Below are 21,631 nucleotides of genomic sequence, written 5' to 3' on the forward strand. Positions count from 1 at the left end.
TCAACGACTGGCACCCGTCGTCGTTAGGGAGACGCGGCGGAGCACAACCAAAGGGAGGTCATCCATGACCAAGTCGAACTTCACGCGCCGAGGCGTGATGAAGACCGGGGCCATTGCCGGCGCCGGCCTCGCAACGCCCATCATCTTCACCGGCGCGTCCTGGGCCCAGGAAAGCGGCTATCTCAACGCGCCGCAGGGCGACACGGTCACGCTGGGCTTCAACGTGCCCCAGTCCGGTCCCTATGCCGACGAGGGCGCCGACCAGCTGCGCGCCTACGAACTGGCCGTGGAGCATCTGAACGGCGAAGGCGACGGCGGCATGCTGTCCACCTTCTCGTCGAAGGTCCTGGACGGCACCGGCATCCTTGGCAAGAAGGTCCAGTACGTCACCGGCGACACCCAGACCAAGTCCGACGCCGCCCGCGCCTCCGCCCGCTCGATGATCGAGAAGGACGGCGCGATCATGATCACCGGCGGCTCGTCCTCGGGCGTGGCCGTGGCCGTGCAGGCGCTCTGCCAGGAAGCCGGCGTCATCTTCATGGCGGGCCTGACGCACGCCAACGACACCACCGGCAAGGACAAGAAGGCCAACGGCTTCCGCCACTTCTTCAACTCCTACATGTCGGGCGCCGCGCTCGCGCCGATCCTGGCCGCGCAGTACGGCACGGACCGCAAGGCCTATCACCTGACCGCCGACTACAACTGGGGCTACACCACCGAAGAGGCGATCCGCAGCTCGACCGAGGCGCAGGGCTGGGAGACGGTGAACACCGTGCTCACGCCGCTGACGCAGACCGACTTCTCGTCCTACATCGCGCCGGTTCTGCAGTCCGACGCGGACATCCTGGTCCTGAACCACTACGGCGGGAACATGGTCAACTCCCTGACCAACGCCGTCCAGTTCGGCCTGCGCGACCGCATGGTCAACGGCAAGCAGTTCGAGATCGTCGTCCCGCTCTACTCGGAGTTGATGGCGCGCGGCGCGGGCCAGAACATCGCCGGCATCCTCGGCTCCCAGAACTGGGACTGGAAGCTCGAGAACCAGCTGGGCGACAAGTATATCGGCACCAACGCCTTCGTGCAGTCCTTCGGCACCAAGTACGGCTTCCCGCCGTCGCAGGCGGCCCATACCGGCTACGTGCAGGCGCTGCTCTATGCCGACGCGGTGACCCGCGCGGGCTCGTTCAACCCCTGCGCCGTCGTGGAGGCCCTGGAGGGCTACGAGTTCGACGGCCTCGGCAACGGCCCGACGCTCTACCGCGCCGAAGACCACCAGTGCTTCAAGGACGTGGTCGTCGTGCGCGGCAAGGAGAACCCCGAGAACGAGTTCGACCTCGTGGAGATCGTCGAGGTCACCCCGGTCGACCAGGTCACCTACGCGCCCGACCATCCGCAGTTCGCGGGCGGCTCGCTGGGCACCTGCAACCCGGGCGCCTGAGCCCCGGGTCGCACGCCCCGGGCCGGGCCCGGGGCGGCACCTTCCCAAATCCTCGCGGGGGACCGGACGGCCGGTCCCCCGCCCCTAGCGCTCCGACCCCCGCGCGGGTCGGCTCTCCCCGTGCGCGCCCATCCCATCCAGTGGAGCAGCCCAGATGGAAGCCATCATCCTCCAAATCCTGAACGGGTTGGACAAGGGATCGGCCTACGCGCTGATCGCCCTCGGCCTGACCCTCATCTTCGGCACGCTGGGCGTCGTGAACTTCGCTCACGGTGCCCTGTTCATGCTGGGCGCGTTCTGCGCCGTCACCTTCTCGCGCCTGATCCAGATGTCCCACACGGTCGTGGACGAGACGCGGACCGACTTCCTCGGCAACCCGCTGCAGGTCGACGTCCCCTACATCTACGACTTCTTCGGACAGGCCGCGGGCGACGTGCTGATCGACTGGGCGGTGCCGCTGTCGATCCTGATGGCGATCCCGGTCATGATCCTGATCGGCGTCATCATGGAGCGCGGGCTGATCCGCCACTTCTACAAGCGCCCCCATGCCGACCAGATCCTAGTGACCTTCGGCCTGGCCATCGTGCTGCAGGAAGTCATCAAGTACTTCTACGGCGCCAACCCGATCCCGACCCCCGCGCCCGACGCGTTCCTGGGCAGCTTCGACTTCGGGCTGATGCTGGGCTTCGACGCCGGCGGCATCGTCTATCCCTACTGGCGGCTCATCTACTTCCTCTTCGCGGCGGTCATCATCGCCGGGGTCTTCGCCTTCCTGCAGTTCACCACCTTCGGGATGGTCGTCCGCGCCGGCATGGCCGACCGCGAGACGGTCACGCTGCTGGGCATCGACATCGACAAGCGCTTCACCATCATGTTCGGGATCGCGGCGGCCGTCGCGGGCCTTGCAGGGGTGATGTACACGCCGATCAACTCGCCCAACTACCACATGGGGATGGACTTCCTGGTCCTCAGCTTCGTCGTGGTCGTGGTCGGCGGCATGGGCAGCCTTCCCGGCGCGGTGCTCGCAGGCTTCCTGCTGGGCATCATCGAGGCCTTCGCCTCGATGGCCGAGGTGCTCGCCATCCTGCCCGGCATCAATCAGATCATCATCTACCTCGTGGCCATCGTCGTGCTGCTCACCCGCCCCCGCGGCCTGATGGGCCGCAAGGGCGTGATGGAGGAATGAACCAATGACCGACCAAACGTCCAACGCGGGGGCCGTGCGCCCCAAACCCGCCGCCCCCGCCGAGAAGACCGGCCTGTTCGGCCTGCGCGGCAAGGACGCCTCGCTGCTGGTCTTCGTCGCGCTGCTGACGCTGCTCGCGCCCTTCATCCTGAACCCCTTCCCCACGGGCTCTGCGATGGCGCAGTTCAACGCGGGCTACCCGGACCTGATGCAGCGCTTCGTGATCTTCGGGATCTTCGCCATCGGCTTCAACATCCTCTTCGGCCTGACCGGCTACCTGTCCTTCGGCCACGCGGCCTTCCTGGGCGTCGGCTCCTATGCGGGGATCTGGTCGATGAAGCTGCTGACGCTGAACGTGATCCCGTCGATCGTGGTCTCGGTGATCGTGGCAGGGCTGTTCTCGCTGATCGTGGGCTGGATCTCGCTGCGGCGGTCGGGGATCTACTTCTCGATCCTGACGCTGGCCTTCGCGATGATGTCCTATGCGCTGGCCTACTCGGTGCTCACGCCGATCACCGGCGGCGAGACGGGACTGCAGCTCCAGTATTTCGATCCGCGCATCCTCGACGGAGAGCTCGCCGCCGGCACCACGCCGCGCGCCAACCTCTTCGGGCTGGAGATGGGCACCTCCTACGAGCTGCGGTTCGGTTCCTGGCTCTTCACCTTCAACGCGGGCTACTACATCGCGGCGGCCTGCATGCTGGCGGCCTTCTACCTCGCCATCCGGATCTTCCGCTCGCCCTTCGGCATGATGCTCCGGGCGGTGAAGTCGAACCAGCAGCGCCTCAACTACACCGGCATCTCGCCCAAGCCCTACACCCTCGCGGCCTTCGTCATCTCGGGGATGTATGCGGGGCTGGCCGGCGGGCTGCTGGTCGCGATGGACACCCAGGTCGGGGCGGAGCGGATGTTCTGGACGGCGAGCGGTGAAGTCGTGCTGATGACGATCCTCGGCGGCGCGGGCACCCTGATCGGGCCGGTGCTGGGCGCGGGCTTCATCAAGTACATGGAGAACATCGTCTCGACCATCAACAAGTCGACGCTGGAAGGCTGGTTCGCCTTCATGCCGGACGGGCTCGCGGACTTCTTCGTGACCATCGTCTACCCCTTCGTCGGCAAGGGCTGGCACCTGACGCTCGGCCTTCTGTTCATGGCCGTCGTGATCTTTCTGCCCGGCGGCCTGGTGCAGGGCGGCCAGAAGATCGCCACCGTGCTCCGGCGCGACCGGAAGGGCAGCGGGCTGGAGCCCGGCGCCGCAGCGAAACGCAAGCAGGCGGAGGACTGATCCATGGGAATCCTCGAAGTCAAGAATGTCGGCAAGCGGTTCGGAGGGCTCAAGGCGCTCTCTGACGTCAACCTCTCGGTCAAGGAGGGCTCCGTCCACGCGATCATCGGCCCGAACGGCGCGGGCAAGTCGACGCTGCTCAACTGCCTCGTCGGCAAGCTGATCCCCGACACCGGGTCGGTCAGCTTCGAGGGCCAGTCGGTCCTCGGCCGCAAGCCCCACGAGATCAACCAGATGGGCATCTCCCGCGTGTTCCAGACGCCCGAGATCTTCGGCGACCTGACCGTCATGGAGAACATGATGATCCCCTGCCTCGCCAAGCGCGACGGCGCCTTCTCCATCTCGGCCTACGGCGCGATGATGGACGACCGCGAGATCGTGGAGCGGGCCGAGCACATGCTCGAGGACATGCGCATGATCGACAAGCGGCACATGCACGCCGCCTCGATGTCGCGGGGCGACAAGCGCCGGCTGGAGATCGCGATGTGCCTCGCGCAGGAGCCGCGGCTGCTGCTGCTCGACGAGCCGACGGCGGGCATGGCCCGGGCCGACACCAACAACACGATCGACCTGCTGAAGGAGATCAAGTCGACCCGGCCGATCACGATCTGCATCATCGAGCACGACATGCATGTCGTCTTCTCGCTGGCCGAGCGGATCACCGTCCTCGCGCAGGGCACGCCCCTGGTCGAGGACACGCCCGACAGGATCAAGGGCCACCCGAAGGTCCGCGAAGCCTATCTGGGCGAATCGTCCGGCCATTGACGCAGCGGTGGGCATCGTGATGCCCACCCGACCGCCTCCGCAGCGTGGGCATCCCATGCCTGACGCTCCCCTCAACCGAGGACAGATCCCATGAACGTCAAACCCGACTTCACCCGCAGCGCGAACCAGGCGGCCACGGCGCCGGCCTATTTCTCGGTCCACGACATCCACGCCTATTACGGCGAAAGCTACATCGTGCAGGGCGTCAGCTTCAACGTCCACGAGGGCGAGATCCTCGCGCTGCTGGGCCGCAACGGGGCGGGCAAGACCTCGACCCTGCGGACCTGCGCCCGCGTCAACTCGCCCGAGCTGCGCAAGGGCGAGATCTGGCTCGACCACCAGCCGCTCCACGCGATGTCCGCGAACCAGGCCGCGCAGGCCGGCCTCGGCCTCGTCCCCGAGGACCGGCGCATCATCCCCGGCCTCACCGTCGAGGAGAACCTGAAGCTGGCGCAGATCGCGCCGCCCATCGGCTGGTCGATCGAGCGCGTCTACGAGCTGTTCCCGCGCCTGGGCGAGCGCCGCAAGCAGGAGGGCGTGACCCTCTCGGGCGGCGAGCAGCAGATGCTCGCCATCGCCCGCGCGCTCTGCCGCGACATCAAGGTGCTGCTGCTCGACGAGCCCTACGAGGGCCTCGCCCCGGTCATCGTCGACGAGATCGAGAAGACCCTGATCGAGGTCAAGAAACTGGGCATGACCACCGTCCTCGTCGAGCAGAACGCCATCCGTGCGTTGGAACTGGCCGACCGGGCGGTTATCCTCGACACCGGCGGCGTGGTCTATGACGGGACTGCCGCCGAGGTGCTGGCCGACGAAAGTCTGAGGGCGGAATATCTCGCGATCTGACACAGACGCCGAAGCCATGGAATTGACCGGGAGGAGCGGGCCGGCAACGGACCTCGCTCCGACCGACGGAGGAGGACCCCCGATGCTCGACGAGAAGAACCCGACCTATCCGCCATCCGACGAGATGGCCGCCGCGGCCCATATCGACCGCGCCAAGTATGACGAGATGTATGCCGCGTCGATCGCCGACCCCGAGGCATTCTGGGGCGAGCACGGCAAGCGCATCGACTGGATCAAGCCCTACACGAAGGTCAGGAACGCCTCCTTCGCGCCCGGCAATATCGACATCCGCTGGTTCGAGGACGGCACGCTGAACGTCGCGGCCAACTGCGTCGACCGCCACCTGGCGACGCGCGGCGACCAGACCGCGATCATCTGGGAACCGGACGACGCCGATGGCGAAGCGCAGCACATCAGCTACCGGCAGCTGCACGCGCATGTCTGCAAGATGGCGAACGTCCTGAAGAACCTGGGCGTGGGCAAGGGCGACCGCGTCGTGCTCTACATGCCGATGATCCCGCAGGCGGCCTATGCGATGCTGGCCTGCGCCCGGATCGGCGCGATCCATTCCATCGTCTTCGCCGGCTTCTCGGCGGACGCGCTGGGCGCCCGGATCAACGGCTGCGACGCGAAGGTCGTCATCACCGCCGACGGCGCACCGCGCGGCGGGCGCGTGACCAACCTCAAGGACAACGTCAACAAGGCGCTGCTGCACGATTACGACGCGGTGAAGTGCCTCGTCGTCAAGCGCACCGGCCAGCAGGTCGCCTGGCGCGACGGCTGCGACTTCTGGCTCCACGAGGAGGAGGAGAAGGTCTCCAACGACTGCCCGCCCGAAGAGATGGCGGCCGAGGACCCGCTCTTCATCCTCTATACCTCCGGCTCGACGGGACAGCCGAAGGGCGTCGTCCACACGACGGGCGGCTACATCGTCTACGCCTCGATGACCCATGAATACGTCTTCGACTACAAGGACGGAGAGGTGTTCTGGTGCACCGCCGACGTGGGCTGGGTCACGGGCCACAGCTACATAGTCTACGGGCCGCTGGCGAACGGCGCGACCACCCTGATGTTCGAGGGCGTGCCGACCTACCCGGATGCGGGTCGCTTCTGGAAGGTCTGCCAGGACCACAAGGTTGCGCAGTTCTACACCGCGCCGACCGCGATCCGCGCGCTGATGGCCAAGGGCAATTCCTTCGTGGAAGCCTACGACCTGTCGTCGCTGCGCATCCTCGGCACCGTGGGCGAGCCGATCAACCCCGAGGCCTGGAACTGGTACAACGACGTCGTCGGCGGCGGGCGCTGCCCCATCGTCGACACCTGGTGGCAGACCGAGACCGGCGGCCACCTGCTCACGCCCCTGCCCGGCGCGATCCCGACCAAGCCCGGCTCGGCCACCCTGCCCTTCTTCGGCATCGAGCCGGTCATCCTGGAGCCGACTTCGGGCAAGGAAATCCACGAGACCGCCGCCGAGGGCGTGCTCTGCATCAAGCAGAGCTGGCCCGCGCAGATGCGGACCGTCTGGGGCGATCACGCGCGGTTCGAGAAGACCTATTTCTCGGATTACAAGAACTACTACTTCACCGGCGACGGCTGCCGCCGCGACGCGGACGGCTATTACTGGATCACGGGCCGCGTCGACGACGTCATCAACGTCTCGGGCCACCGCATGGGCACGGCCGAAGTCGAAAGCGCGCTGGTCGCGCATTCCAAGGTCGCCGAGGCGGCGGTGGTCGGCTACCCGCACGCCGTGAAGGGCCAGGGCATCTACGCCTACGTCACCCTGATGGAAGGCGAGGAGTACACCGACGACCTCCGCAAGGAGTTGTCGGAGTGGGTCCGCTCCGAGATCGGGCCGATCGCCAAGCCGGACCTGATCCAGTGGGCGCCGGGCCTGCCCAAGACCCGCTCGGGCAAGATCATGCGCCGCATCCTGCGCAAGATCGCCGAGGACGATTGCGGCGCGCTGGGCGACACCTCGACCCTGGCCGACCCGTCGGTCGTGGACGACCTGATAGACAAGCGGATGAACCGGCGCTGACGCCGTCGGCTCCGTCGGACTCATGGCCTCCGCCCGACCCACGGGCGGGGGCCATTTTCCTTTGAAGCAGGCGAGCGGCGCGGCAGGGCCGGGTCCGTGCAGGCCGCCAGCCTCGTGGGCCGCGTTAACACTCTGGTAACACTCACACCCGCGAATCGTCGCGGCGGATCGGGGCGCGTGGTAAATTCGCCGGCAAGGGGGCTCACTCGAAAGGAGTCATCCATGTCCTTCCTCACCTCGATATCCGGCCTGTTAGGCGGCGGCACGCCCCTCGGCCCGACCGCACCGACCGCCGCGCTCGACGCCAAGTCCCGCCCCGCCGCCCCGCCCACGGGCAACGCGGCCCAGGCCGCGACCGGCGGCGCGGCCCCGGGCGAGACGACGCAGACCGCGTCCCGCATCCCGCCCGTGACCGAGACGCGCACCGTGAATGCCACCACCGCCGCCCGACCGGGCGCGGACGGCCGCGCGGACCCGGCGGAGGCCGACCGGGAGGACGCGGCCCGGCGCGAGGACGCCGCGAAGCGCGAGGAGGAGGCGGCGCTGCGCGATCTTCTCCGCAAGGAACTGCTCTCGCGCATCCCGGTGCCGGTCGCGGCGATCCCGAAGCTCGCCGGCGACGTGGAGCAGGTGCGCGCGATCGGCGAACGGGACGCCAGGGGCCCGATGGTCGCCGCCAACGACCCGCACCGGCCCACCGACCCCGCGGCCTGAACCTCAGGCGCCGAAGCGCGCCCGAAGCTCCGTCTTCAGCACCTTGCCGTAGGCGTTCTTCGGCAGCTCCGCGACGAAGGCATAGCGCCGCGGCAGCTTGAACCCGGCGATCCGGGCGCGGCAATGCGCGTCCAGCGCGGCCTCCTCCGCGGTGCCGACGATCACGGCCATCACCCGCTCGCCCCAGTCGGCGTCCGGCACGCCGATCACGCTGGCCTCGTCCACCTCCGGATGGGTCAGCAGCGCCTCCTCGACCTCTCGCGGATAGACGTTGTGCCCCCCCGAGATGATCAGGTCCTTCGACCGGTCGACCAGCGTCAGGTAGCCCTCCGCGTCCAGCCGCCCGATATCGCCGGTGCGAAGCCAGCCGTCCCGAAGCGCCTTGGCGCTGGCCTCGGGGTTCCCCCAATAGCCCGGCATGACCGGCGCCCCGCGCACCAGGATCTCGCCCGGCGCGCCCGGCGCGGCCTCGACCGCGACCTCCACCACCGATTGCGCCCGCCCGACCGAGCCCGCCCGCGCGGCCCAGCCCGGCGCGTCGCGATCGGCGATCTCGGCGCGGGGCAGAGCCGTGATCGCCATCGGACATTCCCCCTGCCCGTAGATCTGTACGAACTTCGGCCCGAACCAGTCGAGCGCCGCCTCAAGGTCGGCGAGGTACATCGGCCCGCCGCCATAGACGATGGTGCGGATGCCCGGCGCCCGGTCCCCTGCCGCCCGCGCCGCCGCGAGCAGCCGCTGCACCATGGTCGGCGCGAGGAACATCGAGGCCCGCCCGACCTCCGCCGTCAGCCGCAGCAGCGCGGCGGGGTCGAAGCCCCCCTCGGGCACGACATGCCGCGCGCCCGCCAGAAGGTGCGGCAGGGAATAGAGCCCCGCGCCGTGCGACATCGGCCCGGCGTAGACCGCCGCGTCCTCGGGCGAGAGCGGGTCGACATCGACCGGATAGGCCAGCGCCATCGCCGTCAACATCCCGTGGGTGATGCAGACGCCCTTCGGCCGCCCCGTCGTGCCCGAAGTGTAGAACAGCCAGGCGATGTCCTCCGGCCCGCGCGAGACGAGCGGAAGCGCCTCGCCCTGCGGCAGGGCACCGAGCGGGATGGCGCCGTCCCGCCCCTCGGGCCGGTCGGTGATGACCGCCGCCGCCCCCGAATCCCCGAGGATCCAGTCCAGTTCCGCCGGATGCAGCCGCGCGTTCACCGGCACCGCCACCGCCCCCGCCCACCAGATGCCCAGCAGCGCCACCAGCCAGTCGGGCGCGTTCTTCGCCCAGATCGCCACGCGGTCGCCGGGCGCGATCCCCCGCGCCCGCAAGGCGCCTGCCAGCCGCGCGGCACGCGCGGCCCAGGCGGCGTGATCGGCCACGCAGCCCGCGCCCAGATGCAGCGCGGGCGCGCGCGCGGCGCGGATCGCGGCCCGCTCCAGCCAGACGGCAAGGTTCATGACGGTCCCCCTCCGGCGCAGGGTCGGCGCGGCGCCCCGCAGGATCAAGAGCTTTCCACGCCGCTCGCCCTGCGGTAGTCAGCCCAAAACCGGGCAACGAGGACGCCATGAGCAAAGACCACGACAGCGACGTCGCCTTCATCCGGGCCCTGGCCGAGCTTCTGCGTGAGAACGACCTCACCGAGCTTCAGGTCAAGCGCGACTACGGCGAGGACGACAGCCTCAATGTCCGCGTCTCCCGCCACTCTCCGTTGGCCCCCACGATGGCGGCCATGCCCCAGATGCACATGGCGCCGCCGGTGCCGCAGACGCCGGCCACGCCGCAGCCGCCCTCGGCTGCCTCGGGCGATCCGGCGCAGGATCCCGGCGCCGTGACCTCGCCGATGGTCGGCACCGCCTATCTTTCGGCCGAGCCGGGTGCCCCCGCCTTCGTGTCGATCGGCGACACCGTGGCCGAGGGCCAGACCCTGCTCATCGTCGAGGCGATGAAGACCATGAACCAGATCCCCAGCCCCCGCGCGGGCAAGGTCAAGCGCATCCTCGTGGAAGACGGCGCCCCGGTCGAATACGGCGCCCCGCTCGTGATCCTCGGCTGATGTTCAAGAAGATCCTCATCGCCAACCGGGGCGAGATCGCGCTGCGCGTGGTCCGCGCCGCCCGCGAGATGGGCGTGGCGACCGTCGCCGTCCATTCCACCGCCGACGCGGACGCGATGCATGTCCGCATGGCCGACGAATCCATCTGCATCGGCCCCGCGCCGGGCACGCAGTCCTATCTCAACATCCCCGCGATCATCTCCGCCTGCGAGATCACGGGGGCCGAGGCGGTCCATCCCGGCTACGGCTTCCTTTCCGAGAACGCGGCCTTCGTGCAGGTGCTGGAAGACCACGGCATCGCCTTCATCGGCCCCACGGCCGAGCACATCCGCATCATGGGCGACAAGATCACCGCCAAGGACACGATGCGGAAGCTGGGCGTGCCCTGCGTCCCCGGCTCCGACGGCGGCGTCCCCGACATTCAGGCGGCGCGCGCCGTGGCCGAAGAGGCGGGCTATCCGGTCATCGTCAAGGCGACGGCGGGCGGCGGCGGGCGCGGCATGAAGCTGGCGAAGACCGAAGCCGAGCTGGAGACCGCCTTCCGCACCGCCCGGTCCGAGGCGAAGGCCGCCTTCGGCAACGACGAGGTGTATATCGAGAAGTATCTCGGCAAGCCCCGCCATATCGAGGTGCAGGTCTTCGGCGACGGCAAGGGCCGCGCCGTCCATCTGGGCGAGCGGGACTGCTCGCTTCAGCGCCGCCACCAGAAGGTCTTCGAGGAGGCGCCGGGCCCCGCGATCACGCCCGAGATGCGTGCCGAGATCGGCGCGACCTGCGCCGATGCCGTGGCCCGGATCGGCTATGCCGGGGCGGGCACGATCGAGTTCCTCTACGAGGACGGCGAGTTCTTCTTCATCGAGATGAACACCCGCCTCCAGGTCGAGCATCCGGTGACCGAGGCGATCTTCGGCGTCGACCTCGTGCGCGAGCAGATCCGCGTCGCCGCCGGCCTGCCCATGTCCTTCGTGCAGGAGGAGCTGAAGATCAACGGCCACGCCATCGAGGTCAGGATCAACGCCGAGAAGCTGCCGAACTTCTCGCCCTCCCCGGGCAAGATCACCCAATATCACGCGCCGGGCGGCCTGGGCGTGCGGATGGATTCGGCGCTCTACGACGGTTACCGCATTCCGCCCTACTACGATTCGCTGATCGGCAAGCTGATCGTGCATGGGCGCGACCGGGACGAGGCGCTGGCGCGGCTCAAGCGGTCGCTGGGCGAGCTGATCGTGGACGGGATCGACACCACGCTGCCTCTCTTCGAGGCGCTGGTGGAGGAACCGGCGATCAAGTCCGGCGACTACACCATCCACTGGCTGGAGCAGTGGCTGGAGCGGTGGCTGGAGCGGGCGCTGCGCTGAGGCCGGGGCGGGGGGCCACGCCCCCCCGTCTCGCAACCGTGAGGCCCGGCGCGGCCTTTCCGATTCCATGTCACCGCTCGCCGGAATAGACTGTCCCCATGCCGCGCGACACGCCAGACCTGACCGCCGAGACCCTGCTGATGGCCTATGCCAGCGGGGTCTTTCCCATGGCCGAGGCGCGCGACGACGAGGAGATCTTCTGGGTCGATCCGAAGCTGCGCGGCGTGATTCCGCTGGACGGCTTCCGCATGTCGCGCAGCCTGGCGCGCACGATCCGGAGGCGGCGCTTCCTCGTGACCACCGACGAGGCCTTCGACGCGGTCGTCGACGGCTGCGCCGAGCGCGAGGAGACCTGGATCAACCGCCCCATCGCCCGGCTCTACGGGCAGCTGCACCGGCTGGGCTTCGCCCATTCGATCGAGGTCTGGGACGGGGCGGAGCTTGCGGGCGGGCTCTATGGCGTGGCGATGGGCGCGGCCTTCTTCGGCGAGTCGATGTTCTCGCGCCGGCGCGACGCCTCCAAGGTGGCGATGGCCTGGACGGTAGCGCAGCTCCGGCTCGGCGGCTTCCGCCTGTTCGACACCCAGTTCCTGACCGACCATCTCGCCTCGCTGGGCGGGGTCGAGATCGCCCGCGAAACCTATCACGCCCGGCTGCGCGCGGCCCTGGCGGAGACCGCCCGGCTGCCCGAGCGGGTGCCCGAGCCGGACGAGGTGCTGGCCCTGCTCAGTCGAGATCGATGAGGCAGCGCAGGACCCAGACGTCGTAGCGCCGATGCTCCAGCGCGTTGAGCGCGGGGGAGGACGCGATCATCCAGCCGGCGAACAGCTCCTGCAGGGCGCGGGCGTCGACGATCTGGATCAGCCCGAAGGCGTCGCCCGCGGGGTTCGAGGCCGGATAGCGGCATTCGTGCAGCGTCACCTGCAACGGACCGTAGGCCATGGTCTGGCCCACGGCCATCTCCACGTCGACCACCGCGCCGGAGACCTTGTCGAGCGTGCGCAGCACCGCGCCCGGCCCGACGCCGGTGCGCACGGCGGTCTGCGCCTCTGCCGCGCCGGTCAGCAGGGCGAGGATGAGGGCGGCGCGGATCACTCCGGGCTCCAGGCCTCGTAGTCGTTGGCCGGCTTGACGTCCGCCCGCCGGATCGAGCCCTGCCGCAGGAACGCCCCTTCGGAGCCGGTCAGGTTCGGCTGATGCGGCTTCTCCCAGGTCTTGTGCGGGATCGGCACCTCGGTCGGCGGCTGCAGGAAGGTGTGGTGCAGCCAGCCGTACCAGTCCGGCCCGACGCGGGACGCATCGTTCTGGCCGGAATAGATCACCCAGCGGCGCGTGTCTTCGGCGTTGCGGTAATAGGCGTTGCCTTCCGCATCCTCGCCCACCTTGGTGCCGTAGCGGCGCGTGTAGAGCGAGGTGCCGATGGACGCGCCGTCCCACCAGGCGACGAGGCGTTTGAGCAATCCGGCCATGCCGTCCTCCGTAGCGATCCCCCCTTCCCTACACCGCCGCCCGGCACGGTCAAGGCGGCAGGCCGGCGCAGGCGGTCAGAGGCCCAGGGCCGCCCGCGTGGCCGGCGTCCAGCCCAGATGCAGCGCATCCCCGGTCTCGAAGAGGGGTCGCTTGATCAGCGCCGGATGGGCGCGCATCAGCGCGAGAGGATCGCCGGCGCGGGCCTCCTCGGGCAGGCTGCGCCAGGTCGTGGACCGGGTGTTGAGAAGCGCGGACCCCAGCGCCGCGTGCCAGGCGGCGATCTCGCCCGCGCTCGGCGGGTCCTCCCTCAGATCGCGGATCCGCAGCGCGATCCCGGCCTCGGTCAGTGCTTTTCCTGCCTTCCGGCATGACTCGCATGCCCGCAATCCGTTCATCACGACCATGATTCACTTACATTCCCTAAGGGCATTCTCGTTCCCCTTGACCTTCCGAACTCGTTCTATAGCTGAAAGACGTGTTCGTCGGTCATGCAGGTTCCTAACCCTAGGGGCTTACGCGCACCACTACCGTCGCGATGTTGCGGGCGGGACGATCTACTTCGAGGAGACACGGTCATGGCCACTGGCACCGTGAAATGGTTCAACACGACGAAGGGGTACGGCTTCATCGCGCCCGACGACGGCGGGAAGGACATCTTCGTCCACATCTCGGCCGTCGAACGCGCCGGACTGACGGGGCTGCGGGACAACCAGAAAGTCGAGTTCGAAATGCGTGAAGGCCGCGACGGACGCTCATCCGCGTCCGATCTGGTCGCGCTGGACTGAAGCCAGACGCACGACCGTCCGGCCCCCGCGTCCGGGCGGATCCTGAGACGCCTGCACCTGCAGGCGTCTTTTGTCGTTCCGGGGGACGGGTCGCGTCAGCCGGCCGGCGCGGCGCTCACTCCGCCCATTCCCAGGGCCGCGTGTAGTTGCCCATGACGGCGGTCACCTCGCGCTCCTCGACCGGGCCGGTCTTCTCCAGCCGCGCGACGAGGCCGCGGCGCTTGTCCTCGACCACCTCCGATACCCTGGCGGCGACCCCGGCATCGGCGAGCGCGGCATCGTAGATGCGGGTGATCGCGCGACGCCGCAGGTCGGGCTTGAAGACCTTGCCCACGGCGGTCTTGGGCAGCTCGTCCAGGATCTCGACGTATTTCGGCCGGGCCGCGCGCTCGTGGACATGGATCTCGCAATGCCTGACCAGTTCGTCGGGAGTGACCGTGGCCCCGGCGACCAGCTCGACATAGGCGCAGGGCAGCTCTCCGGCGAAGGCGTCGGGCTGGCCGATGGCGCCGGCCATGGCGACGGCGGGATGGCCGGCCAGCGCCTCCTCGATCTCGGCGGGATCGATGTTGTGGCCGCCCCGGATGATCAGGTCCTTGGCCCGCCCGGTGATCCAGACATAGCCATCCGGGTCGACCCGCCCCAGATCACCGGTGCGCAGATAGCTGCGGTTCCCGACCTCGTGGTAGAGGTCCTTGTTCTTGGCCGCCTCGGTATAGGTCCGGCCCTCGTAGACGCCCGGGTTCGACACGCAGATCTCGCCAACCTCGTCGGTCGCGCATTCGATCGGGCCGTTCCCCTTCGAGGTCAGGATCTTCACGTCCGTATGCATGAAGGGGATGCCGACCGAGCCGATCTTCTTGGCACCCGCGACCGGGTTGCAGGAGACGAGGCAGGTCACCTCGGTCAGGCCATAGCCCTCGACCACGGTGACGCCGGTCTCGCGCTCGAACCGCTTGAACAGCTCCACCGGGAGCGGGGAGGAGCCGGAGAAGGCGGTCTTCACCGTCGAGACGTCGGCATCGACCTTGCGCTGCATCAGCGCCGCCATGGCGGTGGGCACGGTGATGATGAAGGTGACGCCCCAGCGCTCGACCAGCTTCCAGAAGTTGTCGAAGACGCCCTCACCGCGATAGCCCTGCGGCGTCGGGAAGACGACATGGGCGCCCGAGGCGACCATCGCCATCAGGATGACGTGGCAGGCGAAGACGTGGAACAGGGGCAGCGGGCAGATCACCACGTCCTCTTCGGAGAACAGCAGCTTGTGGCCCACCCAGCCGTTGTAGATCATGCCGGAATAGGTGTGCTGCGCGACCTTCGGCATGCCCGTCGTGCCGCCGGTGTGGAAATAGGCCGCGACCCGGTCGCCGCCCGCGTCGGGGAAGTCTAGCGCGTCGGCGCGCTGCTTGGCCACCTCCTTCGTCCAGTTCAGGACCTTCGCCTTGTGCTTCACCTCGACCTTGGGGCGGATCAGCGGGACGATCAGCTTCTTCAGCCCCGTCAGGTAGCGGTGAAGGTCGACCTCCAGCACGGTCTCGACATTCGGGGCCAGCTCGACCGCCTTGGCGACCTTCTGGGCGACGTCGGTCTTGGGGAAGGCACGCAGGGTGACGACGACCTTGGCCTTCGTCTCGCGCAGGATGGCGCCGATCTGCTCGGATTCGAGGAGCGGGTTGATCGGGTTGGCGATGCCCGCGACCATCCCGCCCAGAAGGACGGTCGTCGTCTCCATGCAGTTGGGAAGGACATAGGCGACGGTGTCGCCCTCCTTCACGCCCAGCTTTCGGAACAGGTTGGCGGCCTGGGTGACGGCGGCCTTGAACTCCGTCCAGGTCAGGGTCTCGGCGGGATCCTTGGGGCCGGAGAACAGCTGGTAGGACACCGCCGGACGGCTGCCATGGCGGGCGGCCGTGTTCGACAGCAGCTCGTAGACCGTGCGTGCGGGCTGGGCCTCGTCCCAGCTCTGCTCGGCCTCGATGTCCAGAATGTCCTGCTTGTTCCGAAACGCCATGTGGTCCTCCCGTGGGCCGCCCCGCAGCCCTCCCGCCACAGGTTCGCGTTTATCTGCGGATCGCACAAGCCGGATGCAAGCAAGACGCTACGGCGCAGCCGGGAAAGCGGCCTGTTTCGCATGCGAAACAAGCGAATAGAGGGTAAAGGGATCGCGGCGGCGAGCGGTGCCAAGGCGCGGAGGAACGGCGGGGTCGCCGCCGCCCCGCGCCCCGCGGCCTACTCCGCCGCCAGCCCGTCGGTGAACTGGAGCCGCGCGAGCCGGGCATAGAGCCCGCCCTGCGCGACGAGCTGGTCATGCGTGCCCTCGGCGACGATGCCGCCGTCCTGCATCACCACGATCCGGTCGGCCTGCTTCACCGTCGCCAGTCGGTGCGCGACGATGATCGTCGTGCGACCCTCTGCCAGCCGCGCCACGGCGTCCTGCACCAGCCGCTCGCTCTCGGCGTCGAGGGCGGAGGTCGCCTCGTCCAGAAGCAGGATCGGTGCGTCGCGCAGGATCGCCCGGGCGATGGCGATGCGCTGCTTCTGCCCGCCCGACAGCATCACGCCCCGTTCGCCGACATAGGTGTCGTAGCCGTCGGGCAGCGCGGTCAGGAAGTCATGGGCGGCGGCGGCCCGGGCGGCGGCCTCGACCTGTGCGTCGCTGGCATCGGCGGCGCCGAAGCGGATGTTGTCGCGGGCCGAGGCGGCGAAGATCACCGGGTCCTGCGGGACCAGCGCCATGCGGGCGCGGAAGTCGGCGCGGGCCATGTCGCGCAGGTCGGTGCCGCCCAGCGTGATCCGACCCTCGTCCGGGTCGTAGAAGCGTTGCAGAAGCTGGATCATCGTCGACTTGCCCGCTCCCGAAGGGCCGACCAGCGCCACCGTCTCGCCCGGCGCGACGGTCAGCGAGACGCCGTTGATGGCGGCGATTTCGGGCCGGGTCGGGTAGCGGAAGGTGACGTTCTCGAAGGCGATCTTTTCGCCTGCGGGCAGCGGCGCGGGATTGGCGGGGTCGCGGACCTCGTCCTCGGCCTCCAGCAGCTCGACCAGCCGCTCGGTCGCGCCGGCGGCGCGCTGGAGCTCGCCCCAGATCTCGGACAGGGCGGCGACGGAGCCCGCGACCATGACGGCGTAGATCAGGAACTGGATCAGCTCGCCGATGGTCATGATGTCGGCCCGCACGTCCCGCGCGCCGATCCAGAGCACGCCGACGATGCCGGTGAAGGTCAGCAGGATGACGATCACGGTCATGATCGCGCGCACGCGGATGCGGGTGCGGGCCGAGCGGAAGCTTTCCTCCGTCACGGTCGCGAAGCGGCCCGCCGCGTCGTGCTCGAAGGTATAGGCCTGCACGGTCTGGGCCGAGAGCAGCCATTCCGACGCCTTGCCGGAGCTTTCGGCGATCCAGTCCTGGTTTTCGCGGCTGAGCTTGCGCAGCCGGCGCCCCAGCACGATGATCGGCACGATCACCGCGGGCACCAGCAGCAGCACCAGCCCCGAGAGCTTGGGCGCGGTCCAGAGCATCAGGGCCAGCCCGCCGCAGAAGATCAGCACGTTGCGCAGCGCGACCGAGACCGAGGAGCCGATCACCGACAGAAGCAGCGTCGTGTCCGTGGTGATCCGGCTCAGCACCTCGCCGGTCATGATGCCGTCGTAGAAATTGGGGCTCATCCGGATCATGCGGCCGAAGACGGAGGTCCGGATGTCGGCGATCACCCGCTCCCCAAGACGAGTCACGAGGTAATAGCGCAGCCCCGTCCCCAACGCGAGGGCGCCGGCGATGGCGAGGGCGGCGGCGAAATACTGGTCCAGAAGCTCGGAGGTACCGGTCTGGAAGCCGTCGACCACGCGGCGCACGGCCAGCGGCAGGATCAGCGACACGGCGGCGGTCAGCACCAGCGCGGCGACGGCGGCGAGGACCATGCCGAGATGCGGACGGAAATAGGGGACCAGCGCCCTCAGGCTTCCGATCCGCTTCGACCCTGCGCGGTCCGCCGCTTTCGCGATCTCGGCCATCCGTTCCTCCGTATCGACGGGGACCGAGGTAGCGGCGGGGGCGGGAGGGCGCAAGCGCGCCTCTGCCGCAGCCCGGCCCGGATCGGCGCGGGCGGCAAGCGATGGTGATGGTCGCGGGCTGCCTTACTTGCGCAGCCGCCAGCCGGTCCGGAAGATCCACCAGATCACGCCGAGGCAGAGCGCGAGGAACAGCAGGATCATCGCCAGCGACAGTCCCATTGCCACGTCGGACTGCCCGAAGAACGACCAGCGGAAGCCCGAGACGAGATAGACCACGGGGTTGAAGTAGGAGATCGTCTGCCAGGCCGGCGGCAGCATCGTGATCGAGTAGAACGACCCGCCGAGGAACACGAGCGGCGTGATGACGAGCAGCGGGACGAGCTGCAGCTGCTCGAAATTCTTCGCCCAGATGCCGATGATGAAGCCGAGCAGCGCGAAGCTGACGCAGGTCAGCACCAGGAACGCCGCCATCCAGACCGGGTGCAGGATCGTCAGGTCGACGAAGAAGAACGAGGTGGCGAGAATGACGAGGCCGATGAACAGCGCCTTGGTCGCCGCCGCCCCGACATAGCCGATGGTGATCTCGAGGAAGGACATCGGCGCCGAGAGGATCTCGTTGATCGTGCCGATGAACTTCGGGAAGTATATCCCGAAGGAGGCGTTCGAGGTCGCCTGCGTCAGCACCGTCAGCATTATGAGGCCCGGCACGATGAAGGCGCCGTAGGGGATGCCTTCGACCTGATCGATCCGGCTGCCGATGGCCGCGCCGAAGACCACGAAATAGAGCGAGGTCGACAGCACCGGCGAGATCAGCGACTGCAGGATCGTGCGGAAGAAGCGCGACATCTCGAAGACGTAGATCGCGCGGATCGCGGCGAGATTCATGCCGGGGCCTCCTCCTCCTGGCGGGTGAGCCCGACGAAGATCTCTTCCAGCGAGGACTGCCGCGTCGTCACGTCCGCGACCCGCGCCCCCGTCGCCAGCAGGTCCGACAGCAGGCGGGTGAGCCCCGTCCGCTCCGCCCGGGTGTCGAAGGTATAGGTCAGCGACCGGCCGTCCTGCGACAGGCTCAGGTCGTAAGCGGCGAGTCGTTCGGGCAGCGCCGGCATCGGGTCGGCCAGCGCGATGGTCATCTGCTTCTGCCCCATCCGGGCCATCAGCGCCGCGGTCTCCTCGACCAGCAGGATGCGGCCGCCGTTGATCACGGCGATGCGGTCGGCGATGGCCTCCGCCTCCTCGATGTAATGGGTGGTCAGGATGATGGTGACGCCCTGTCGCTTCAACTCGGCCACGACATCCCACATGCCGCGACGAAGCTCGACATCGACGCCCGCCGTCGGCTCGTCGAGGAACAGGACGCGCGGCTCGTGCGCCAGGGCCTTTGCGATCAGGACCCGGCGCTTCATGCCGCCCGACAGCTCGACGACCTTGGTCCGCATCTTGTCGCCCAGCGACAGGCTGCGCAGCACCCGCTCCACCAAAGCGGGGTCGCGCGGCTTGCCGAACAGCCCGCGCGAGAAGGCGACGGTCCTCGCCACCTGCTCGAACGGCTCCAGCGTGACCTCCTGCGGGACGAGGCCGATCAGGGCCCGCGCGCGGCGATAGTCGCGCACCGTGTCGTGGCCGCCGACGGTGATCGTGCCCCCGGTCGGCTGCGCGATGCCGCAGATCGCCGAGATCAGCGTCGTCTTGCCCGCCCCGTTGGGTCCGAGCAGGGCGAGGATCTCGCCCTCGCGGATGTCGAGATCCACGCCCTTGAGCGCCTCGAACCCGTCGTCGTAGCGCTTGACGAGGTCGCGGATCCTCACGATCGGGTCTGCCATGGGCGCCTCCTTGCGCGTGCTCATCTAGCAGAGCGGAAGGTACGGGGAAGCCGCTTCCGCCTTTTGCCGTGCCGGAAGGCTGCGGGAAGGGTCTGCGCGGACGCACCGACGAACCGGTGGCGCGGATTCCTGACTTTGTGGGAGGATCATGGAGCGGGCGGCGGGAATCGAACCCGCGTCATCAGCTTGGAAGGCTGAGGTCTTACCACTACACAACGCCCGCTCAGCGTCTTACGAGGTATGTGAAGCGATCTGCGAGGTCAAGCAGGTCGCCGGGCTTCGGGGAACGTGACGATGGATAAACCGCGGGCCGTCATCATCGGGGTCGGGGACGGGCTGTCGGCCTCCCTCGCGCGGGAGCTGGCACGCGATCACGATCTGACGCTGGCCGCGCGCAGCGGCGACAGGATGCGGGAGGTTGCCGCCGGGACAGGGGCGGAGACGGTCCTGCTCGACGCCACCGACGAGGCAGCGGTCGCGGCGCTGTTCGACGCCCTGCCCCGGCCGCCGCGGGTCGTGATCTACAACCCCTCCGCGCGCGTGCGCGGCCCGGTGGCGGAGCTCGACGTCGAGGACGTGCGGCGCGCGATCGAGGTCACAGCGGTCGGCGCGTTCCTCGCGGGCAAGCATGCCGCGCGGCGGATGCTGGACGCCGAGCCGGTGGGCGGCTGCCGCGGCACGATCCTCTTCACCGGCGCCTCCGCCGGGGTGAAGGGCTTTCCGCGCTCGGCGCCTTTCGCGATGGGCAAGTTCGCGCAGCGCGGCCTGGCCGAGAGCATGGCGCGGGAGCTGCATCCCGACGGCATCCACGTCGCCTGGGTCAATATCGACGGCGCCATCCTGAACCCGGGGCGCGTCGAGCCCGCGGACCGGCCCGGCTCGATGCTGCGGCCCGAGGCCATCGCCCGCACCTACCGGCACCTGATCGAACAGGACCGCAGCGCCTGGACGACCGAGATCGCGGTCCGCCCCTGGGTCGAGACCTTCTGACAGGGCATGGCGGAGCCCTCCTCCCAACTCGCGGTCTTCCGGAACCCGGCCTTCCGCAACCTCTGGTTCGCCACGCTCGCCTCGAACTTCGGCGGCAGCATCCTCGCCAGCACCGCCGCCTTCCGTTCCAGTGAGTGAGCCAATTCGTGATCCTGTCCCGCCGGAACGTGTCAACGACCTTGAGACAGCGGCTTCTGGACTTTAAGCTCGATTTCCTTCGGTCGGCTTTGGCGGGTTGATCCAGACGGCAGTCGGGATTTTTGGTTGTTGCGGCGGTTTGCGCACAAACCGCTCTGGCGTGCTGAGGAACGCGGCGTCGAGGGTGGCCTGACGGGCTGTATGGGTCACGTCCGTCAAGCTGGTGTAATTTCCCGGATGGCCTGAGGGCATGATCAGGCGGCTTTCGTTGTGATGCTGAGAATGGGGTCGATCTCCTCTGTGTCGATCCGGGCGAAGGCCTCAACCATCATGTAGCGGCTCGCGGTCTGCCACTCGTCGTTCTGCTCGAAGAGCACGGCGCCGATCAGGCGCAGGATGGAGGGCTCGTTGGGGAAGATCCCGACGACATCGGCCCGGCGCTTCACCTCCTTGTTCAGACGCTCGATCGGGTTCGTGGAATGCAGCTTGGTCCGGTGCTGACGCGGGAAGTGTGGACCGGCGTGCAAGTCTGGGTCTGGCTCGCATTTGGTGCTGCTGATCCTCGGCAGCTCTACCTTTCGGAAATCTTCCCAGGAGGTTGCCGATGGTATCTGGGGTGGGTCGACGGGCGCTCCTGCCCGGAGGGTTGAAGGCGGAGCGGATCGAGCTGGTCGGGGATACGGTGCTGATCCACACGCAGGCGGCAGGCGAAGCTGCGGCCTGCCCGAGATGCGGTGAGATT

21 protein-coding genes, 1 tRNA gene and 1 pseudogene are annotated in these 21,631 nt (G+C 68.5%); 13 read left to right on the plus strand and 10 right to left on the minus strand.

The window, feature by feature from the left end; translation table 11 throughout:
* The first annotated feature begins 64 nt into the window (after positions 1 to 64).
* The 7 genes from DR046_RS19145 to DR046_RS19175 all read left to right on the plus strand — a co-directional run bounded on the left by DR046_RS19145 (position 65) and on the right by DR046_RS19175 (position 8,275).
* Entirely contained in the window at positions 65 to 1,438 is a 1,374-nt protein-coding gene (locus tag DR046_RS19145; RefSeq protein WP_115383982.1) for a substrate-binding protein, read from the plus strand.
* Positions 1,439 to 1,592: 154 nt separating this feature from the next.
* Positions 1,593 to 2,624, plus strand: coding sequence for a branched-chain amino acid ABC transporter permease (locus DR046_RS19150; RefSeq protein ID WP_115383983.1), 1,032 nt, complete (start codon positions 1,593 to 1,595; stop codon positions 2,622 to 2,624).
* A gap of 73 nt (positions 2,625 to 2,697) precedes the next feature.
* Positions 2,698 to 3,909 (plus strand): branched-chain amino acid ABC transporter permease, encoded by a 1,212-nt coding sequence (locus DR046_RS19155; RefSeq protein WP_115384000.1) that lies wholly within the window; start codon positions 2,698 to 2,700, stop codon positions 3,907 to 3,909.
* A gap of 3 nt (positions 3,910 to 3,912) precedes the next feature.
* Positions 3,913 to 4,674, plus strand: a complete 762-nt coding sequence (locus DR046_RS19160; RefSeq protein ID WP_115383984.1) for an ABC transporter ATP-binding protein — start codon at positions 3,913 to 3,915, stop codon at positions 4,672 to 4,674.
* 90 nt (positions 4,675 to 4,764) lie between these two features.
* Positions 4,765 to 5,520 carry an ABC transporter ATP-binding protein gene (locus tag DR046_RS19165; protein ID WP_115383985.1) on the plus strand — a complete coding sequence of 252 codons (756 nt, stop codon included), beginning with the start codon at positions 4,765 to 4,767 and terminating at the stop codon, positions 5,518 to 5,520.
* Between the two features lie 82 nt (positions 5,521 to 5,602).
* Positions 5,603 to 7,561 (plus strand): acetate--CoA ligase, encoded by a 1,959-nt coding sequence (acs, locus tag DR046_RS19170; protein WP_115383986.1) that lies wholly within the window; start codon positions 5,603 to 5,605, stop codon positions 7,559 to 7,561.
* A 222-nt stretch (positions 7,562 to 7,783) separates the two neighbouring features.
* Positions 7,784 to 8,275 (plus strand): hypothetical protein, encoded by a 492-nt coding sequence (locus DR046_RS19175; protein WP_115383987.1) that lies wholly within the window; start codon positions 7,784 to 7,786, stop codon positions 8,273 to 8,275.
* 3 nt (positions 8,276 to 8,278) lie between these two features.
* Here the strand turns inward: DR046_RS19175 and DR046_RS19180 are convergent, their stop codons facing one another.
* Positions 8,279 to 9,718 (minus strand): class I adenylate-forming enzyme family protein, encoded by a 1,440-nt coding sequence (locus tag DR046_RS19180; protein WP_115384001.1) that lies wholly within the window; start codon positions 9,716 to 9,718, stop codon positions 8,279 to 8,281.
* Positions 9,719 to 9,825: 107 nt separating this feature from the next.
* Between DR046_RS19180 and accB the strand changes: the two genes are divergently transcribed.
* The 3 genes from accB to aat all read left to right on the plus strand — a co-directional run bounded on the left by accB (position 9,826) and on the right by aat (position 12,415).
* Positions 9,826 to 10,314, plus strand: a complete 489-nt coding sequence (gene accB, locus DR046_RS19185) for an acetyl-CoA carboxylase biotin carboxyl carrier protein (protein ID WP_115383988.1) — start codon at positions 9,826 to 9,828, stop codon at positions 10,312 to 10,314.
* Complete coding sequence (gene accC, locus DR046_RS19190) at positions 10,314 to 11,672, plus strand: acetyl-CoA carboxylase biotin carboxylase subunit (protein WP_115383989.1); 1,359 nt, start codon at positions 10,314 to 10,316, stop codon at positions 11,670 to 11,672. The genes accB and accC overlap by 1 nt, the downstream gene beginning before the upstream one ends.
* A 98-nt stretch (positions 11,673 to 11,770) precedes the next feature.
* A complete protein-coding gene (aat, locus tag DR046_RS19195) occupies positions 11,771 to 12,415 on the plus strand; it encodes a leucyl/phenylalanyl-tRNA--protein transferase (protein WP_115383990.1) in 645 nt (214 codons plus the stop codon).
* Here aat and DR046_RS19200 read toward each other — a convergent pair.
* The 3 genes from DR046_RS19200 to DR046_RS19210 all read right to left on the minus strand — a co-directional run bounded on the left by DR046_RS19200 (position 12,399) and on the right by DR046_RS19210 (position 13,537).
* Positions 12,399 to 12,767: a DUF2155 domain-containing protein gene (locus tag DR046_RS19200; protein WP_115383991.1), complete on the minus strand. Its 369-nt coding sequence runs from the start codon at positions 12,765 to 12,767 to the stop codon at positions 12,399 to 12,401. The two genes, aat and DR046_RS19200, sit on opposite strands and share 17 nt — an antisense overlap.
* Entirely contained in the window at positions 12,764 to 13,141 is a 378-nt protein-coding gene (locus tag DR046_RS19205) for an NADH:ubiquinone oxidoreductase subunit NDUFA12 (RefSeq protein ID WP_115383992.1), read from the minus strand. The genes DR046_RS19200 and DR046_RS19205 overlap by 4 nt, the downstream gene beginning before the upstream one ends.
* 75 nt (positions 13,142 to 13,216) lie before the next feature.
* Complete coding sequence (locus tag DR046_RS19210) at positions 13,217 to 13,537, minus strand: arsenate reductase family protein (RefSeq protein ID WP_245191013.1); 321 nt, start codon at positions 13,535 to 13,537, stop codon at positions 13,217 to 13,219.
* 180 nt (positions 13,538 to 13,717) lie between these two features.
* On the opposite strand from DR046_RS19210, the gene DR046_RS19215 reads away from it, so the two are divergent.
* On the plus strand, positions 13,718 to 13,927 hold the full coding sequence (locus DR046_RS19215; protein WP_115383994.1) for a cold-shock protein: 210 nt from the start codon (positions 13,718 to 13,720) through the stop codon (positions 13,925 to 13,927).
* Between the two features lie 115 nt (positions 13,928 to 14,042).
* Here the strand turns inward: DR046_RS19215 and DR046_RS19220 are convergent, their stop codons facing one another.
* The 5 genes from DR046_RS19220 to DR046_RS19240 all read right to left on the minus strand — a co-directional run bounded on the left by DR046_RS19220 (position 14,043) and on the right by DR046_RS19240 (position 19,984).
* Positions 14,043 to 15,938 (minus strand): acyl-CoA synthetase, encoded by a 1,896-nt coding sequence (locus DR046_RS19220; protein WP_115383995.1) that lies wholly within the window; start codon positions 15,936 to 15,938, stop codon positions 14,043 to 14,045.
* 218 nt (positions 15,939 to 16,156) lie between these two features.
* Positions 16,157 to 17,938, minus strand: coding sequence for an ABC transporter transmembrane domain-containing protein (locus DR046_RS19225; RefSeq protein WP_115383996.1), 1,782 nt, complete (start codon positions 17,936 to 17,938; stop codon positions 16,157 to 16,159).
* 123 nt (positions 17,939 to 18,061) lie between these two features.
* Positions 18,062 to 18,823 carry an ABC transporter permease gene (locus tag DR046_RS19230; RefSeq protein ID WP_115383997.1) on the minus strand — a complete coding sequence of 254 codons (762 nt, stop codon included), beginning with the start codon at positions 18,821 to 18,823 and terminating at the stop codon, positions 18,062 to 18,064.
* Positions 18,820 to 19,761, minus strand: coding sequence for an ABC transporter ATP-binding protein (locus tag DR046_RS19235; RefSeq protein ID WP_115384002.1), 942 nt, complete (start codon positions 19,759 to 19,761; stop codon positions 18,820 to 18,822). Before DR046_RS19235 ends, DR046_RS19230 begins: the two co-directional genes overlap by 4 nt.
* Before the next feature lie 149 nt (positions 19,762 to 19,910).
* Positions 19,911 to 19,984, minus strand: a tRNA-Gly gene (locus DR046_RS19240).
* A gap of 71 nt (positions 19,985 to 20,055) precedes the next feature.
* Here DR046_RS19240 and DR046_RS19245 point away from each other — a divergent pair.
* The gene (locus DR046_RS19245) at positions 20,056 to 20,751 is read left to right on the plus strand and encodes an SDR family NAD(P)-dependent oxidoreductase (protein ID WP_115383998.1); all 696 of its coding nucleotides are present in this window, start codon (positions 20,056 to 20,058) and stop codon (positions 20,749 to 20,751) included.
* Positions 20,752 to 20,757: 6 nt separating this feature from the next.
* A complete protein-coding gene (locus DR046_RS24395; RefSeq protein WP_245191014.1) occupies positions 20,758 to 20,889 on the plus strand; it encodes an MFS transporter in 132 nt (43 codons plus the stop codon).
* A 254-nt stretch (positions 20,890 to 21,143) separates the two neighbouring features.
* On the opposite strand, the pseudogene DR046_RS19255 reads toward DR046_RS24395, so the two are convergent.
* Positions 21,144 to 21,455, minus strand: a pseudogene (locus tag DR046_RS19255) (transposase); the annotation flags it as partial.
* Positions 21,456 to 21,631 lie beyond the last annotated feature (176 nt).

Origin of the sequence: Jannaschia formosa (assembly GCF_003340555.1) — a bacterium.
Lineage (GTDB): Bacteria > Pseudomonadota > Alphaproteobacteria > Rhodobacterales > Rhodobacteraceae > Jannaschia > Jannaschia formosa.

Excerpts from the sequence above, each read along its gene's own strand:
- DR046_RS19165 (WP_115383985.1), top strand. The coding sequence starts at position 4,765 with ATGAACGTCAAACCCGACTTCACCCGCAGCGCGAACCAGGCGGCCACG.
- acs (WP_115383986.1), top strand. The coding sequence starts at position 5,603 with ATGCTCGACGAGAAGAACCCGACCTATCCGCCATCCGACGAGATGGCC.
- DR046_RS19235 (WP_115384002.1), bottom strand. The coding sequence starts at position 19,761 with ATGGCAGACCCGATCGTGAGGATCCGCGACCTCGTCAAGCGCTACGAC.
- DR046_RS19210 (WP_245191013.1), bottom strand. The coding sequence starts at position 13,537 with ATGAACGGATTGCGGGCATGCGAGTCATGCCGGAAGGCAGGAAAAGCA.
- accC (WP_115383989.1), top strand. The coding sequence starts at position 10,314 with ATGTTCAAGAAGATCCTCATCGCCAACCGGGGCGAGATCGCGCTGCGC.
- DR046_RS19215 (WP_115383994.1), top strand. The coding sequence starts at position 13,718 with ATGGCCACTGGCACCGTGAAATGGTTCAACACGACGAAGGGGTACGGC.
- DR046_RS19230 (WP_115383997.1), bottom strand. The coding sequence starts at position 18,823 with ATGAATCTCGCCGCGATCCGCGCGATCTACGTCTTCGAGATGTCGCGC.
- DR046_RS19160 (WP_115383984.1), top strand. The coding sequence starts at position 3,913 with ATGGGAATCCTCGAAGTCAAGAATGTCGGCAAGCGGTTCGGAGGGCTC.
- DR046_RS19175 (WP_115383987.1), top strand. The coding sequence starts at position 7,784 with ATGTCCTTCCTCACCTCGATATCCGGCCTGTTAGGCGGCGGCACGCCC.
- DR046_RS19150 (WP_115383983.1), top strand. The coding sequence starts at position 1,593 with ATGGAAGCCATCATCCTCCAAATCCTGAACGGGTTGGACAAGGGATCG.
- DR046_RS19205 (WP_115383992.1), bottom strand. The coding sequence starts at position 13,141 with ATGGCCGGATTGCTCAAACGCCTCGTCGCCTGGTGGGACGGCGCGTCC.
- accB (WP_115383988.1), top strand. The coding sequence starts at position 9,826 with ATGAGCAAAGACCACGACAGCGACGTCGCCTTCATCCGGGCCCTGGCC.
- DR046_RS19145 (WP_115383982.1), top strand. The coding sequence starts at position 65 with ATGACCAAGTCGAACTTCACGCGCCGAGGCGTGATGAAGACCGGGGCC.
- DR046_RS19225 (WP_115383996.1), bottom strand. The coding sequence starts at position 17,938 with ATGGCCGAGATCGCGAAAGCGGCGGACCGCGCAGGGTCGAAGCGGATC.
- aat (WP_115383990.1), top strand. The coding sequence starts at position 11,771 with ATGCCGCGCGACACGCCAGACCTGACCGCCGAGACCCTGCTGATGGCC.
- DR046_RS19220 (WP_115383995.1), bottom strand. The coding sequence starts at position 15,938 with ATGGCGTTTCGGAACAAGCAGGACATTCTGGACATCGAGGCCGAGCAG.
- DR046_RS24395 (WP_245191014.1), top strand. The coding sequence starts at position 20,758 with ATGGCGGAGCCCTCCTCCCAACTCGCGGTCTTCCGGAACCCGGCCTTC.
- DR046_RS19245 (WP_115383998.1), top strand. The coding sequence starts at position 20,056 with ATGGATAAACCGCGGGCCGTCATCATCGGGGTCGGGGACGGGCTGTCG.
- DR046_RS19180 (WP_115384001.1), bottom strand. The coding sequence starts at position 9,718 with ATGAACCTTGCCGTCTGGCTGGAGCGGGCCGCGATCCGCGCCGCGCGC.